The sequence below is a fragment of the Bacteroidota bacterium genome, assembly GCA_020402865.1.
In the GTDB taxonomy this organism is placed as follows: domain Bacteria; phylum Bacteroidota; class Bacteroidia; order Palsa-965; family Palsa-965.
Map to the genome: position 1 here is coordinate 26,738 of JADBYT010000036.1, position 14,361 is coordinate 41,098.

General features: G+C 49.8%; 12 protein-coding genes. 3 read left to right on the forward strand and 9 right to left on the reverse strand.

All coding sequences use genetic code 11. The features are described from left to right. Window positions 1–4: 4 nt before the first annotated feature. The 7 genes from IM638_18990 to IM638_19020 form a co-directional block, all read right to left on the reverse strand. A complete protein-coding gene (locus IM638_18990) occupies window positions 5–700 on the reverse strand; it encodes a DUF2807 domain-containing protein (GenBank protein ID MCA6365125.1) in 696 nt (231 codons plus the stop codon). A gap of 115 nt (window positions 701–815) precedes the next feature. Beyond that, window positions 816–2,639 carry an AAA family ATPase gene (locus IM638_18995; protein MCA6365126.1) on the reverse strand — a complete coding sequence of 608 codons (1,824 nt, stop codon included), beginning with the start codon at window positions 2,637–2,639 and terminating at the stop codon, window positions 816–818. Between the two features lie 71 nt (window positions 2,640–2,710). Beyond that, window positions 2,711–3,967 carry a 2-oxoglutarate dehydrogenase complex dihydrolipoyllysine-residue succinyltransferase gene (gene odhB, locus IM638_19000; GenBank protein MCA6365127.1) on the reverse strand — a complete coding sequence of 419 codons (1,257 nt, stop codon included), beginning with the start codon at window positions 3,965–3,967 and terminating at the stop codon, window positions 2,711–2,713. A 27-nt stretch (window positions 3,968–3,994) separates the two neighbouring features. Further along, complete coding sequence (locus IM638_19005; GenBank protein ID MCA6365128.1) at window positions 3,995–6,748, reverse strand: 2-oxoglutarate dehydrogenase E1 component; 2,754 nt, start codon at window positions 6,746–6,748, stop codon at window positions 3,995–3,997. A gap of 86 nt (window positions 6,749–6,834) precedes the next feature. Next, complete coding sequence (locus IM638_19010; protein MCA6365129.1) at window positions 6,835–7,197, reverse strand: hypothetical protein; 363 nt, start codon at window positions 7,195–7,197, stop codon at window positions 6,835–6,837. Then, window positions 7,197–7,379, reverse strand: coding sequence for a hypothetical protein (locus IM638_19015; protein MCA6365130.1), 183 nt, complete (start codon window positions 7,377–7,379; stop codon window positions 7,197–7,199). Before IM638_19015 ends, IM638_19010 begins: the two co-directional genes overlap by 1 nt. A gap of 3 nt (window positions 7,380–7,382) precedes the next feature. Beyond that, window positions 7,383–7,724 (reverse strand): (2Fe-2S) ferredoxin domain-containing protein, encoded by a 342-nt coding sequence (locus tag IM638_19020; GenBank protein MCA6365131.1) that lies wholly within the window; start codon window positions 7,722–7,724, stop codon window positions 7,383–7,385. A 110-nt stretch (window positions 7,725–7,834) separates the two neighbouring features. On the opposite strand from IM638_19020, the gene IM638_19025 reads away from it, so the two are divergent. Continuing rightward, window positions 7,835–8,749, forward strand: a complete 915-nt coding sequence (locus tag IM638_19025; GenBank protein MCA6365132.1) for a TIGR01777 family protein — start codon at window positions 7,835–7,837, stop codon at window positions 8,747–8,749. 110 nt (window positions 8,750–8,859) lie between these two features. Here the strand turns inward: IM638_19025 and IM638_19030 are convergent, their stop codons facing one another. Together IM638_19030 and IM638_19035 are read right to left on the reverse strand one after the other, a co-directional pair. Then, window positions 8,860–11,028 (reverse strand): PKD domain-containing protein, encoded by a 2,169-nt coding sequence (locus IM638_19030; protein ID MCA6365133.1) that lies wholly within the window; start codon window positions 11,026–11,028, stop codon window positions 8,860–8,862. A 69-nt stretch (window positions 11,029–11,097) separates the two neighbouring features. Beyond that, window positions 11,098–13,020, reverse strand: a complete 1,923-nt coding sequence (locus IM638_19035) for a choice-of-anchor L domain-containing protein (protein ID MCA6365134.1) — start codon at window positions 13,018–13,020, stop codon at window positions 11,098–11,100. A 350-nt stretch (window positions 13,021–13,370) separates the two neighbouring features. Between IM638_19035 and IM638_19040 the strand changes: the two genes are divergently transcribed. Together IM638_19040 and IM638_19045 are read left to right on the forward strand one after the other, a co-directional pair. Continuing rightward, window positions 13,371–13,883, forward strand: coding sequence for a gamma carbonic anhydrase family protein (locus IM638_19040; protein ID MCA6365135.1), 513 nt, complete (start codon window positions 13,371–13,373; stop codon window positions 13,881–13,883). Between the two features lie 60 nt (window positions 13,884–13,943). Then, window positions 13,944–14,357, forward strand: coding sequence for a hypothetical protein (locus tag IM638_19045; GenBank protein MCA6365136.1), 414 nt, complete (start codon window positions 13,944–13,946; stop codon window positions 14,355–14,357). Window positions 14,358–14,361: the final 4 nt, after the last annotated feature.

Consider the following 14,361-nt stretch of genomic DNA (forward strand, 5'->3'; position numbering starts at 1 on the left):
AGTGCTACTTGTGATTTATTTCTGAAAGGCCGCTCACGGTTTTTGCTACCGTTTTCGGTGAACCCCAATAGGTAAGTTCGCCGAGGCCGGTTGTAGTTGCATCAAGTTTACCGGTAACGCTTATTTTGGCTGTGGCTACTCCAGAAACAGTTACCAGATAATCTTCCACAATAAGCTCACGTGCCTTAAGATCAACCGTTCCGCAAACGGATACATCTGCTCTGTCGGCCGTTCCTTCAAGTTTCACTTCGGCCACTCCACTGAAATTACCGCTGAGTACAGTGGCATTTATTTTACCGGTGAATTGCGAAACACCGGAAACGTTAAGGTCGATCGGACTTTTGGGGAAATCGCCGGCAATTTTGAGCGATGATACACCAGATAAGGTTGCTCCTTTAAACTCAGGCCCGGTAACAATTACTTTCACCTTAAAATTATTGTTCGCTACACAATTTTCATTCTCCAGAGAAATACGCAACACCTCGTCTTTTACTTCAACTACAGTTTGCTTTACCATTTTTTCATCACCGGTAATTGTACAACTGAGTTCCGACGATTGTGTGTAAATGACATCAAATATCGAGCTTACCTGTATTTTACTAAACGGCTCAATGGTTCGGTTTACACGCGTTTCGGCAAAAACCGAGGTGGTTAGTGTAAGCAAAACGGCGATGAACAGAAAGTGCATGTTTCTTTTCATAACAGAATGTGTTGGGTGTGATGGTGTGATTATCTGCTATGACGGATAACCGGGACTAAAAGTAACAGCTAATGCAAAAAATCAATCAAAATGACTGATTTTCAGCACAATAAAATCAAACGAAATTTTGAAAATAAAAATCAACAAGGCGTTGATCGAGGAGAATATCGGCTTCGCGAAGCGGTTGTTTGAGGAACAATCCGTTGAGTGTACGGCAACGGCTGAGGGCCGTGTACACCTGTCCGCTGGCAAATGCTTTTCCGCCGGTATCGAGGATTACGCGGTCGAAGGTTAAGCCCTGACTTTTGTGAATGGTTACTGCCCAGGCAAGTTTGATGGGGTATTGCGTAAATGTGCCGCGAATGCGTGTTTTTACACGGCGCTCAATCGGGTTCCAGCGGTTTTCGGTGAGTTCCCACGTTTCTTTGTACACGCGGTGTACTTCGCCCGACTGCAGCTGTACTTCAATGGCTTCGTCGGAAATGAAGACTATTTTGCCGATGGTGCCGTTTACCCATCTGCGCCCTTCGGCGCCGGAATCGTTGCGGACGAAAATTACCTGCGCGTGTTTTTTGAGTTTGAGGAAGCGTTGTGTGGGGTGATCTTTCTCCGGGAAGTCGCCTTCGACGTAGGCTTCAAAGGTGTATTCTTCGTCGGGAAGTCCTGCGAGGCGGCGTTCGTTTTCGGCTTCGGCGGTGCGCAGGTAAGAAGTAAGCGTAATTACGAATTCATCGGCAGCGGGTGTATAGCCGGGTATGCAGCGTTCGTTTATTTGCGAAAGTGTGGCAGTGTCGCCCCGGCGGAAAGTGCGGATGCGGTTGAGCAGATCGGCAAAAGCGGCGTCGCCTTTCTGGCGGTATATGGTTTTCAGCTCTACCCGCATCGGGTTGAGCTGTTTGTATGCGGGCGCATCAAAAAAATAACCGCCTGCATATTCGTTGCCGAAAATATGCCGGTCGAATTCATTGTCGTTGCGCACCACCGGAGGCAGCTGAAACAAATCGCCCACGAGCACAAGCTGTTTGCCGCCGAAAGGAATTTCGGGCGAATCGCTGTTGATACGCAGTGAGCGTTCGATGGCCTGAAAAATATCCGAGCGCAGCATGGATACTTCATCAATGATGAATACATCGGTGCTGCGGATCATTTCTGCACGCGGTGAGCCGGGTGTGAATTTTTCGATGGCTTCATCGTCGGGCAGCAAAGGCCGCAGCGGCAAACGGAAAAACGAATGAATGGTATTGCCGCCTACATTGGTGGCCGCAATGCCGGTAAAGGAAAGCACCACAAATTTCTTGCGCGTGTGCTGGCAGAAATAATGAATGAAGGTGGATTTGCCCGTACCTGCTTTACCAATGATGAGAAAGCTGGCGGGCGTCTGCTCAATCTCATCATACAGCGGCCCGATTACGGGATCATTGAGATAATCGGCCGGCAGTTCGAAATTTCGGCGGTAAAAATCAGGCAAACTGATTTCCTGATCAAATACCGACACCTGCATGCTGCCGCTTTCAATCATACCAAAGAAATACAACTCACTGCCGCACCCGCGAAACGGATCATTCATATTAAAGTCCTGCGCGCTGCTGTGCGCAAGCACTTTCAGTATATAATCGGCCTGCCGGAGCATCCAGCCAATGCCGCCCGGATTTTGTTTCACATAACGCTGCGCATACTCCGCATTCAGCGTAATGCCCACGGCAGCCAGAAAATCAAGTATGCGCTGCGTGAGTTCACTTTCTTTCAGATAACTCCGTTTATCGGGCAGCGCCTGAAAATTATCCGGCAAATTTTCATCGTAGCCTTCCGGCCAGTGCTCCTCATCGCGCCCGTAGTAAAGCTGATACGCCAAAGCCTTCTGAAACCGGCCTTCACGCACCATGGGCGAGAAGCGAAACTGATCAATCCAGACGGCCAGAAGTTTTTTGCTGATTTTCATGCGATACTACAAAGCTAAAACGTCCGGCACTGGTTTGTACCGGACGTTCAAAAAAGTATCAAAATATTACCTTACAAACCCAGCACCACTTCGTCGGGATCTTTACCGCCGAAGATAAGCTTGTGCGGATTTTCAATCATCTGTTTTACGGCCACGAGGAAACTCACGGAGTCTTTACCGTCGATGATGCGGTGATCGTAGCTGAGTGCGATGTACATCATGGGGCGAATTACCACCTGTCCGTTTACTGCAACCGGACGATCAACCACATTGTGCATGCCGAGGATGGCGCTTTGCGGCGGATTGATGATGGGTGTACTCATGAGCGAACCGAACACACCGCCGTTGGTGATGGTGAATGTACCACCTGTCATATCATCCACGGTAATTTTTCCGTCGCGTGCTTTAATGGCAAGGCGTTTGATTTCGGCTTCAATCTGTGCAAGGGTCATTGCTTCGGCATTACGCACAACGGGCACCATGAGGCCTTTGGGCGCGCTTACGGCAATGCCCACATCGCAGTAATCGTGATAAACAATTTCTTCGCCGTCAATCTGTGCATTCACGCCCGGGAACTGGCGCAGGGCTTCGCACACGGCTTTGGTGAAGAACGACATGAAGCCGAGGTTTACGCCATGCTTCTCTTTAAATACGTCTTTGTATTTGTTGCGCAGTGTCATTACCGCACTCATGTCAACTTCGTTGAAGGTGGTGAGCATGGCGGTTTCCTGCTTCACGGCCACAAGGCGCTGCGCGAGTTTTTTGCGCAGGCTGGTCATTTTATCGCGGCGCTGGTTGCGTGTGCCGCCCCAGCCCTGCGCGGCAGATGCATCAAAGCCGTTGGCAATGGCGTTGAGTACATCGCCCTTGGTAATGCGTCCGTCTTTGCCGGTGCCGTTAAGCTTTGCGGCGGGTATGCCGTTTTCGGCCATCAGTTTCTGCGCAGCAGGCGAAGGATGTCCGGTGGCGTAGGTAGCTGTTTCGGCAGCCGCTGTTTTAGCGGGCTCGGTTTTCACGGCAGCCGGCTCGGCTTTTTGGGCTTCTTCTTTTTTGGCCGCAGGTTCGGCTTTGGGCTTGGCCGAGGGCTGCACCGATGTGTCAATGGTACACACCACATCGCCCACTTTCACCGTAGTGCCTTCGGGCACCACAATTTTAATGGCTCCGGCTTCTTCGGCATTGATGGTGAGGGTGGCTTTGTCTGAATCTACTTCGCAAAGCTCTTCGTCTTTTTCCACCACATCGCCGTTTTGCTTGAGCCAACGGGCAATGGTTACTTCGGTGATTGATTCGCCGGGGCTGGGTACTTTGAGATCAATGATGGCCATAATCGGATGCGCTCGGATGTGTGTGAATTATACTTTTTCGGGTGTGGTTGCGGCCACGCCCATTACTGATTCAATAATTTCCTGTTGCTCGCGGTTGTGCATTTTGGCAAAACCGGTGGCCGGACTGGCTGCTTCCTCGCGGCCTGCGTAAGTGAGCTGAATGCCGTTGTTGCGCCCGTTCAGATCGCGGAAACGACGGTCAACAAACGTCCACGGCCCCATGTTCTCAGGCTCTTCCTGTGCCCAGATAAACTCAGTGGCTTTGCTGTATTTTTTCAGCAATGCGTTTATCTGTGCCGCGGGGAACGGATAGAGCTGTTCGAGACGCACAATGGCCGTGTCGGTGCGGCCTGTTTTGGTGCGCTGTTCATCGAGATCGTAATAAATTTTGCCGGAGCAGAACACCACGCGTTTTACCGAAGCCGCTTTCACGCTGTCATCAGCAAGCACTTCCATAAATCCGCCTTCGGTAAAATCAGCCAGTTTCGATACACAGGCCGGATACCGCAGCAGTTTCTTGGGTGTAAAACACACCAGCGGCTTGCGGAAATCGCGCTTGAGCTGGCGGCGCAGCACGTGAAACTGCTGGGCCGGTGTAGTGGTGTTTACCACCTGAATATTGTTCTCGGCACAGAGCTGCAGGAATCGCTCAATGCGCGCACTCGAGTGCTCAGGCCCCTGGCCTTCGTAGCCATGCGGAAACAGCATTACCAGACCATTCATGCGGCGCCACTTGTACTCGGCACTGCTCAGGAACTGATCGAAAATAATCTGTGCGCCGTTGTTGAAATCGCCGAACTGTGCCTCCCAGATGGTCAGTGCGCCCGGTGCAGCCATGGCATAGCCATACTCAAAACCAAGCACGCCGTATTCCGAAAGGTGCGAGTTGTATATATCAAGACGCTTTGCTGCACCAATGTTGTTGAGCGGCAAATACTCTTCTTCCGAATCCTCCACTTTCACCACTGCATGGCGGTGCGAGAACGTACCACGCTCCACATCCTGACCACTGAAGCGGATGAAATGTCCTTCGTTCATCAACGTAGCGTAAGCCATAAGCTCACCCATTGCCCAATCGTAAGCATCTTTCTCAATCATCGACTGACGGTCTTTGAAGATGTTTTCGATTTTGTTGAAGAACTTTTTATCGGCCGGAAGCTGTGTGGTTTTCTTAGCAAGGTTGAGGAACAATGTTTTCTCCACCGCTGTTGCCGGCGACTTCTCAAAATCTTCTGCAGTAGCCATGCGCATACCTTTCCAGACCCCGTCGAGGAACGAAGTAATTTTGGCTTTGTTGGTCTGCTTGGCCATGTTGAGTTTATCCTGAAGCTCGTCTTTGAAGGCTTTTTCCATGGCTTTGGCCATTTCGGCTTCAATAGCTCCCTGCTCGGTAAGTTGCTTTACATAAATCTCGCGCGGGTTGGGATGCTTGGCAATGGCTTTGTAAAGCAGCGGCTGTGTAAAGCGCGGCTCATCGCCTTCGTTGTGCCCGTATTTGCGGTAACCGAGCAAATCAATAAACACATCGCGGCCAAAGGTCTGGCGGAATTCGATGGCCAGTTTCGATACGAAAGCCACAGCTTCCACATCGTCGCCGTTTACGTGAAACACCGGCGAAAGCACCACTTTGGCCACATCGGTGCAGTAAGTGCTCGAACGCGCATCGAGATAGTTTGTGGTAAAACCAACCTGGTTGTTGGTTACAATATGTACAGTGCCGCCGGTTTTGTAACCGTCCAGCAAACTCATCTGAATTACTTCATACACAATTCCCTGACCGGCAATAGCGGCATCGCCATGCAGCAGAATCGGACAAATGCGTTTCAGGTCGCCGTCGTACTTCTGGTCGATTTTAGCGCGCACAATACCTTCCACAACCGGGTCAACCGCTTCGAGGTGCGACGGGTTGGGTGTAAGGCTGATGTGTACGGGCTTGCCGCTGTTTGAAGTCTGGTCGCTGCTGTAGCCCATGTGATACTTCACGTCGCCGTCGTAGGCCGCATCTTCGGTAAGCGCGCCCTCAAACTCGGTGAAAATATCTTCGTAGGTTTTATTGAGAATATTGGCAAGCACGTTGAGGCGGCCACGGTGTGCCATACCCATTACGTATTCCGAAATACCCAGATCGGCGCCGTGTTCCATCAGTGTATCGAGGGCGGGAATGAGTGTTTCACTGCCTTCGAGCGAGAAACGTTTCTGGCCTACAAACTTGGTGTGCAGGAAGTTTTCGAACACCACCGCCTGATTGAGTTTGGTGAGAATATCTTTTTTCTCCTCAATGCTGAAATTGGGGGTGTTTCGTGTGCCTTCCATTTTTTCCTGGAGCCATTTAATGATTTCCGGGTTGCGGATATACATGTATTCGGCGCCAATGGAATGGCAGTAGGTTTGTTTGAGATGCGCGATGATATCGCTGAGTTTTGCAGGACCGATACCGATTTGTGTGCCGGCCTGAAACACGGTTCCGAGGTCGGCCTGCTCGAGACCGAAGTTTTCGATATCGAGTGTGGGCAGGTATTTGCGGCGTTCGCGCACCGGGTTTGTTTGCGTAAACAGGTGGCCGCGTGTACGGTAGCCGTTTATGAGGTTAATTACATTAAACTCTTTACGCACCTGCGAAGGAATTTCGCCGGTGTCTTCGAAGTTTTTCCGGGCAAATTCAAAGCCCTCGAAAAAACGTTGCCAGCTGATATCAACCGAAGTTTTATCGGTGAGATAGTGCTGATAGAGTGATTCAACGGCAACTATTTCGGCGTTGCCCAGATAAGATTGTTCGCTCATGCCTGCTTGCGTTCAAAAACGGTGTGGCAAAGTTAACGGTTTCGGGCAATTTGAGCGGGCTGAAACGGGGGAAATACACTGACCGGCTATTTCCCGTAGTTGCAGCGCAGCCAAACCTTCTGCAAGGCGCGTATAATCATAAGTTCGGCCAGTACAGCTTCAGGAGAAACAGCTTTAGCGAGTGCAGATTTAATGTTTTTTTCAGGTACGTCAACCCGGTAAAGCAGTTGCTGAAGATGCGGGCTTACACTTGGGTGACCAAGCCGGGCAGCCACTGCATCGCGGAAATCGAATACATTGATAAAGTGTACACCTTCAAAACCTGCTTCGCAGCCGGCTCCGGCAAAATCGCGGGCCAGCTGGGCCACGGCATCGGGCAGCAGGGCTTCCAGCAAGGGATCGGCAGCCAAAGGTGCGCCAAATTGCAAGGCGGGATGCAGCTCACTCATCAGGAAGCGCGTGTGAAGGTTATTGCTGTGATATCAACTAAGCCGTAATGCGCCAGCTGCTCATGCACCGACCATTTCCCATGTATTACAGGCTGCCGCAACTGCCTACCTGTGGCGTGCTGCAGCAAACCGTTGAGCATAAGCTGCTGTGTGGCAAAACGGTTATACTGGTGCAGCGGCATGGTTTAAGGGTTGGGAGCCGTGCGTTTTAGCTTAAGCCGTTCTACCGGGCGGTTGTTGAGTATGTGCTCGTACACAATTTCAGGCACGTCGGCCGGCTGCACGTTTACATAAAAAATACCGTCGGGATATACAGCTACTGTGGGGCCGAAATCGCAGATATCGAGGCACCCGGCTTTTTGTGCGCGCACGCGGAGTTCGGCAGGCTTGTCTTTAAGGTGTTCTTTAAATGCAGCCACCAGTTCAAGCCCGTGTGCTTCGCCGCAGCTAAGCCTTGCCGCGCCTTCTTTGCGCTGGTTGGTGCATACAAAAATATGTTTGTGGTAAACCGGTTCTTCGTGGTTCATAGCAATAATTTTCAACGGTAAAGTTACACAAACATCAATGCCGGTTTGCCAGCAGAAAAGCGATTCGCGGCACAACATTTGTGCATCCGGGCTGTTTTGAAAGGGCATTTATGAAGAAACACGTACTTATTACCGGCGGCTCCGGACTGGTGGGCACACACCTGAGCAGGCTTTTACTGCAAAAAGGCTACAGCGTTTCGCATTTGGGCAGGGGCAAAAAAAACGCGGCGCAGGGCATTTCGTTTTTCGGGTGGGATCCTGCACGCGGCTACATGGAGCCCGGCGCATTGGATAATGCAGATTATATCATTCACCTTGCCGGTGCCGGCGTGGCCGATGAGAAGTGGACTGCCGCGCGCAAAAAGCTAATCATCGACAGCCGCGTGCAATCGGCACAGCTGCTGGTAAACGAATTGCAGAAAGCCGGTAAAAAGCCCGAAGCCTTTATTTCTGCCTCCGCCATTGGCTGGTATGGCATGACCACCACCGAACGCATTTGCGAAGAAACCGACACCGCCCACAGCGATTTCTTCGGCGAGTGCTGCCGCCTCTGGGAAGAAAGCGTTGAGCCGGTTTCGGCAATGCACATACGTCTGGTGAAACTACGTATCGGCATTGTGCTTGCCCGCGAAAGCGGCTTTCTGCCCAAAGTATCGGCACCCGTAAAATGGCTGGCCGGCTCACCGCTTGGCAGCGGCAAACAATGGGTGCCGTGGATACACATAGATGATCTTTGCCGCATGTTTCTGCAAGCCATTGAACAACCTGCCATGCAAGGAGTGTATAATGCCGCAGGTCCGCAACACCTTACCAATAAAGAAATCACCAAAGCCATTGGCAAAGCCCTGCGAAAACCGGTTTTTCTGCCTGCCGTACCCGCATTCGCCCTCAAACTCGCCCTCGGCGAAATGGCGCAAATGATTCTCAACGGCAACCGCATTTCCAATCAGAAAATACTACGCACAGGCTTTACCTACAAATACAACACGATCGAAAAAGCACTGCACAATTTGTTGCAGAAATAACAACTGCGCCAACCCGTCAATTACGTATAAACAAATCAATACTTTTTCAATAAACAAATAAGAGCACACCCAATGGTATGCTCTTATTTGTTTAAAGTATTTTAAGTGAATTATCTAATCAGATTCACGTGCCCGATATGGCTCATGCCCTCTCCTGTGGCGGCGTTGGTGTATTCCACTTTCCACACATACACATCCTGCTGGCACTTATCGCCCTTATAGCGTCCGTCCCAACCCTGATCAGCATCCTGCGTATCAAAAATCAATTCGCCCCAGCGGTCGAAAATCAGGAAACGATAGTCTTCGGCGCCCATAATGGCGGGCATAAACACGTCGTTCAGTCCGTCGCCGTTTGGTGTAAATGTATTGGGAATGTAAAACCGGTGCTCGGGTCTCACTTCTACGCGGAGTTGTGCCGTGTCGGGGCAACCGTACTCGTTCCACACAATCTGCGTAATGGTATATTCGCCATAATTCCAGTAGGCATGCGTTTCATTACACATGTTTGTTGACACATAGCCGTCGCCCCAGTTGAGCTGGCACGAATCGGCTCCGGTGCTGAGATCGGTGGCCGTAATAAACGGATCGAAAATAGAAACGCTCAAACTGTCAACCGTAAATGCCGCCGTAGGCACCGGATTCACAACCACAAGGCCGGGCATAAAGAAGGTATCAGTAGCTACACAACCAGAAGTGGCACTAATAATGAGCATTACATCATATACCCCTACCTGTGTGTACGTATGCGACGGGTTGGGCAGTGTAGAAGTGTTCCCGTCGCCGAAATCCCAGAAATAGGTAAGCGGCACACCGGTAATAGAGGCATCATTAAATTGTACGGTAAATGGTACACAGCCTTCCGCATCGGGTGTATTGAACATCGCATCGGGCATTGGATATACGATTACATTTTGTGTAGCCGTACTGGTGCATCCGTTTTCGGTTATGGTTAGTGTAACCGGATAAGTTCCTGGTGCATTAAAAATGATGCCGGAGGGATTGGGTTGTGTGGATGTGGGAATATTGGCATTGGGGCCAAAGTTCCAGTTTAATGTAGCTGATGGCCCATACGTGCCGCCGGCCACAAAACTGAAATTGTTGGTTTCTATACATTGTGGCGGTGGTGCTGCAAACTGTGCGAGTGGTGGTTGTGTAACTGTAATTACAACCTGATCGGTATCCGAACAATCGGTATAAGGATTAATCACGAGTGTAACAGTGTACGTGCCGTTTGCAGGATACGTATAGGTAGGATTGGCCACGTTGGATGTATCGGCCTGTGTGGTGGGATCGCCGAAATTCCAGAGGAAAATGGAGGCGTTAGTGCTTTGCTGCTGAAACGGTATGGTGAGGCCGGTACAGTTTAAAGCAGCCACATTGATATTAATATTACCGGTAACCGGAATTGGCGTACAGGGCAACACGGTAAACTGAAAATCACGCATACTCACATTGAGCAGCTGTCCGTTTCGGTATTCCTTGCAACACACGGCCACAACCCAGGTACCCAGCATGGTGGGTGTGCCATAGAGGAAGCCGCTGTTTACATTGCAGCTTAATGCCGGGTTGCTTGCCATGGGGGCACTGCCGGTGTAGGGCGCCACATAAGTTACGGGCACATACGGCGGCGGGTTGGGCGGCTGCGGCATAGGTACGTTCTGATCAGCACCATTGTAGGGCGCGCAAAGCTCATAGGCCAGCGAATCGCCATCGGGGTCAGTGGCCGAATGGTCGAAAATGAGCGGAATACCAATGCAGAGATAAATAGGCGGATAGTTGTTATAGCGGGCACTGCTGTTGCACACAGCCACCGATGCCGGCGGAATGTAGGTAACAATTGACGAGCCTTGCCCGCCCGGATTCACCAGATTCACAATGGTGGCATTGCGGCAGCAACGCTGATACACCATCATATACCCGTTTGTGTTAGGCGGCAGAAAACATTGCGTAGTGTATATGGCTTCTTCCTCACACACCGAACCCGGTGCAGGCACATAACACGGCACACTGATGGTGGATGTAATGGTGTTGATTATTGGCTGTGTGAGCACAAGATCTGTAACAAGTGCTCCGGTTACTGCATCAAAAATGCCTATCGATGCCGGATCGTCAAACGGGGGAATACCATTGATACAATCACGGTACACCTTAAGTGTTACCTGATAGTTGTTATTGCCCAAACAATCATAATACAACTCTCCCCCTACAATATGCGTAGCCCTGAGTGGCGCAAACCACAGCAGTGCAAAGCAACTCAGTATGTACAAACGCCATCTCATGGCTTATCAATTAATGTCCTGCTCAAAAATTACTACGTAATTCCGGGAGAATGAGATTCAGAACGATGATTACTTTTGAGTTAAAACGGAAATAAACCCACTATAGTTTTTGCCGTCGGAAGTATTTAATATGTAGTAATAAGTTCCGTCTGATACACCACCACCATTCCAGTCGTTGCGGTAATCCGAGCTTTCGTAAATTTTATTTCCCCAGCGGTTATAAATCAACAACTGGCTCTGCGGAAAGTTCTCCAAACCGTCAAACACCAGTAAGTCATTAATTCCGTCGCTGTTGGGTGTGAAAACATTGGGAGGAATTACATCGCATTCGCGGTAGCTTACCTGAATGGTGTCTATTTCCACATCGCCGCAACCTTCACGCACCAGTACCACAAACGTGCCATTTCCGGTGGGTGTAAATACGTTTACCGCCCCGGAAGGATTGGGAAGTACATCATTTCCCGCAAAGGTGGTCCAGGTAAAGGTGTAAGGACTTGAACCTCCTGTGGGCGCTGCCGCCAGAGTAACCTGATCGCCGTCGCAGATGTCCCAGTCGGGAATTGCGGGCAGTGCAAGCGGGCCACCTGTGGGAAGGTAAACAGTAACGGTATCCACAGCAACGGGAGTGCCGCAGGGGTCGGCCATGGTTACAATGTAGCTTGTGGTGGCAGTGGGCGAAACGTTTATGCTTTGCGTGGTTTGCCCCGAGCTCCAGGAGTAGGTATATGGCTGTGCCCCGCCCGAACCGATGGCAGTAAGCGTAAGTGGCTGCGTGTTGCAAAGCGCCGTATCGGGCCCGGCATCCACATCAAGCGGCAGGAAATCGCCGATATACAATGTGACAGAATTTGACGACGAGGCTACACATGGCCCCTGCACAATTGCCGTAATGGTAAGTGTATCAAGCCCTTCGGGCACGCCATCCTGCACGGCTGAAATACAAAATGTAGCCGAATCCTGCCCGGGCAGGAAGATAATCTGCGGCGGCAATGCCGGGGTAAAATCAATACCGGAAAGCGCATTACCGGTAAAGCTGAGTTGCACAGTATCTGCAGCGGCCAGTGAACCCTGACGCGTAAACGTAAGGCAGGCCTGTCCGCAACCTTCAAACAAGGTTGAATCGTTGGGGCCGCCGTAACTGATTTCAGACGACACATTTACATTGCCGGCCGAGAAACTGCCTGCTTCGAGAAATACGCCTGAGTCGAATGAACCATCGCCGGCATCGGCAATGGCAATTTTAATGTGATAGGTTTCTCCGCAAATTACCGGATAGATGGCCTGAAGCACTGTGGTCTGCCCGTCGTACTGAATATCAATCAGGTTTGATCCCTGAAAATTATCGCGGAAATAGGCGCAGTTGGTGCAAGGACCAGGAGCAGGCGCAGTGGTCGTACCCTGAAAACCATTGTTCACGTTGTTGATGCTAACAACGGTGGTAGTAGTGGGAATAAGCGCAATGTTGGTAACCGGAAGCGGTGTGGTTACACCACTCAGGAAAAAGCCGAACACATCGTTAAATGTGGAGTTTACAAACTCGCTGTATTCCTCCGAGCCAAAACTGTAATTGAACTTTACAGTATCAGCAAGCGGAATAAAGTCGAACTCAAGCACGGCTGCATTAAACAACTGGGCTGTGGCAATAGCGGCAAGATCAGGATCGCCGCCTGCCCCATTGTCGCCGCCGGCACTTGAAGCTGTATTGTTCCCATGCGGACCAGTCCCCGGCCCGAGCTGGGGGTCGTTTGCAAGCACAGTCCCGGTGGTAAGTACCAGGCCGCTGTCAATACCCAGATTGGTATTCAGCGCAGTAAACTGACCTATGGCATTCGCATAGCCTGTGAAGGTAATGTTAAATGCCTGAATCCCCTGCCCAAGAAGTACATTTTGCACCAACTGGGCCGGGGTGAGCGCATTATTGGTAATTAGCTGGGAATAGGCTGTTAAGGGGGATAGAAAGAATAGGAAAAGGAGTATCCGGAGATGCTTCATATGTTAATTTTTATGTTTGCCATGCGAAATATACGCAAATACCCCTAAACAGGGGATATTTTTGATAAGTGGTTTTCTGAAGTTCAAAACCGGACTATCTTCCTAAGAATCCGGCCATTGGTTTCCGTTTAGACAACCCGATCAACACCTGCCCCTATTTGTTCCCGGAGTGGTTATTCAGATTTTTCTTAATAACGATTTTGTGTCTTTGTTTACCCGATTTCGGGCTTTTTTTTACCGATTCTTCCCATAAATCAGAAAAAAGCAGGCTTAATGCGATAAAAAAACAAAAAAACCCGAACAGCCTCTCTGATTGTAAAAACAAGTCTTTTGAAACCTATCTTTATCCCATGCCACTCATCCTACCCGTAAACGGAAAATCTCCCCAATTCGGCAACGATTGCTTTATTGCCGAAAACGCAACCATTGTTGGTGACGTTATTGCCGGCGACCAATGCAGTTTCTGGTTTACCGCTGTTGTGCGCGGAGATGTAAACGGAATTCGAATGGGGAATAAGGTAAATGTGCAGGATGGGGCAATTATTCACTGCACCTACCAGAAAGCAGCTACCACAATTGGTAATAATGTGTCAATTGGTCATCGTGCCATTGTACATGGCTGTACCCTGCATGACAATGTGCTGGTAGGTATGGGTGCCGTTGTAATGGACAATGTAGTGGTGGGAAGCAACACCATTATTGCCGCAGGCGCCGTAGTAACCGAAGGCACACAGGTACTTCCCAACAGCATTTACGCCGGTGTTCCGGCAAAGAAAATAAAAGACATTAGTCCCGAATTAACCAAAGGGGAAATTGAACGTATTGCCAATAATTACATTATGTATTCCGGCTGGTTCAAATAAACCAAAAAGACAAAAGCATCCCCGATTTCTATTGTATTAATCTTATACTGTATTGAGGGCATGCTATTTAGAAAATTCGTATTTACCACTTTGATACTTGTACTTGCCGGCGCTGCTTTATATCTTTTTGGCGGTGTACAACTTGATATTGTTTCACATGATACCTATTATGCAGTTGATTTGGCCCAGCTGTTTTTTTCTGCTGCCATTTCCATGATTCCGTCTTCCCTTCTTCTTCTTTATATCGAACTAATCCAAAAGAAATCAGCACCGCAAAAACTCACACAGATAAGCTATTTACTTCATTTGGCAGGCATTCTTGTATTGCTAACCACAATTGCAGCTTCTTTTGCTTTTGGCGAAAGAGAATATCTTATGCTCACTACCATTTTTGTGTACACCGGCCTGTTTCTGGCTGTAGCCGGAATGTCGCTGATACCGGCAATTCTACTAATCGCAATGCGCAAAAAATAATTCG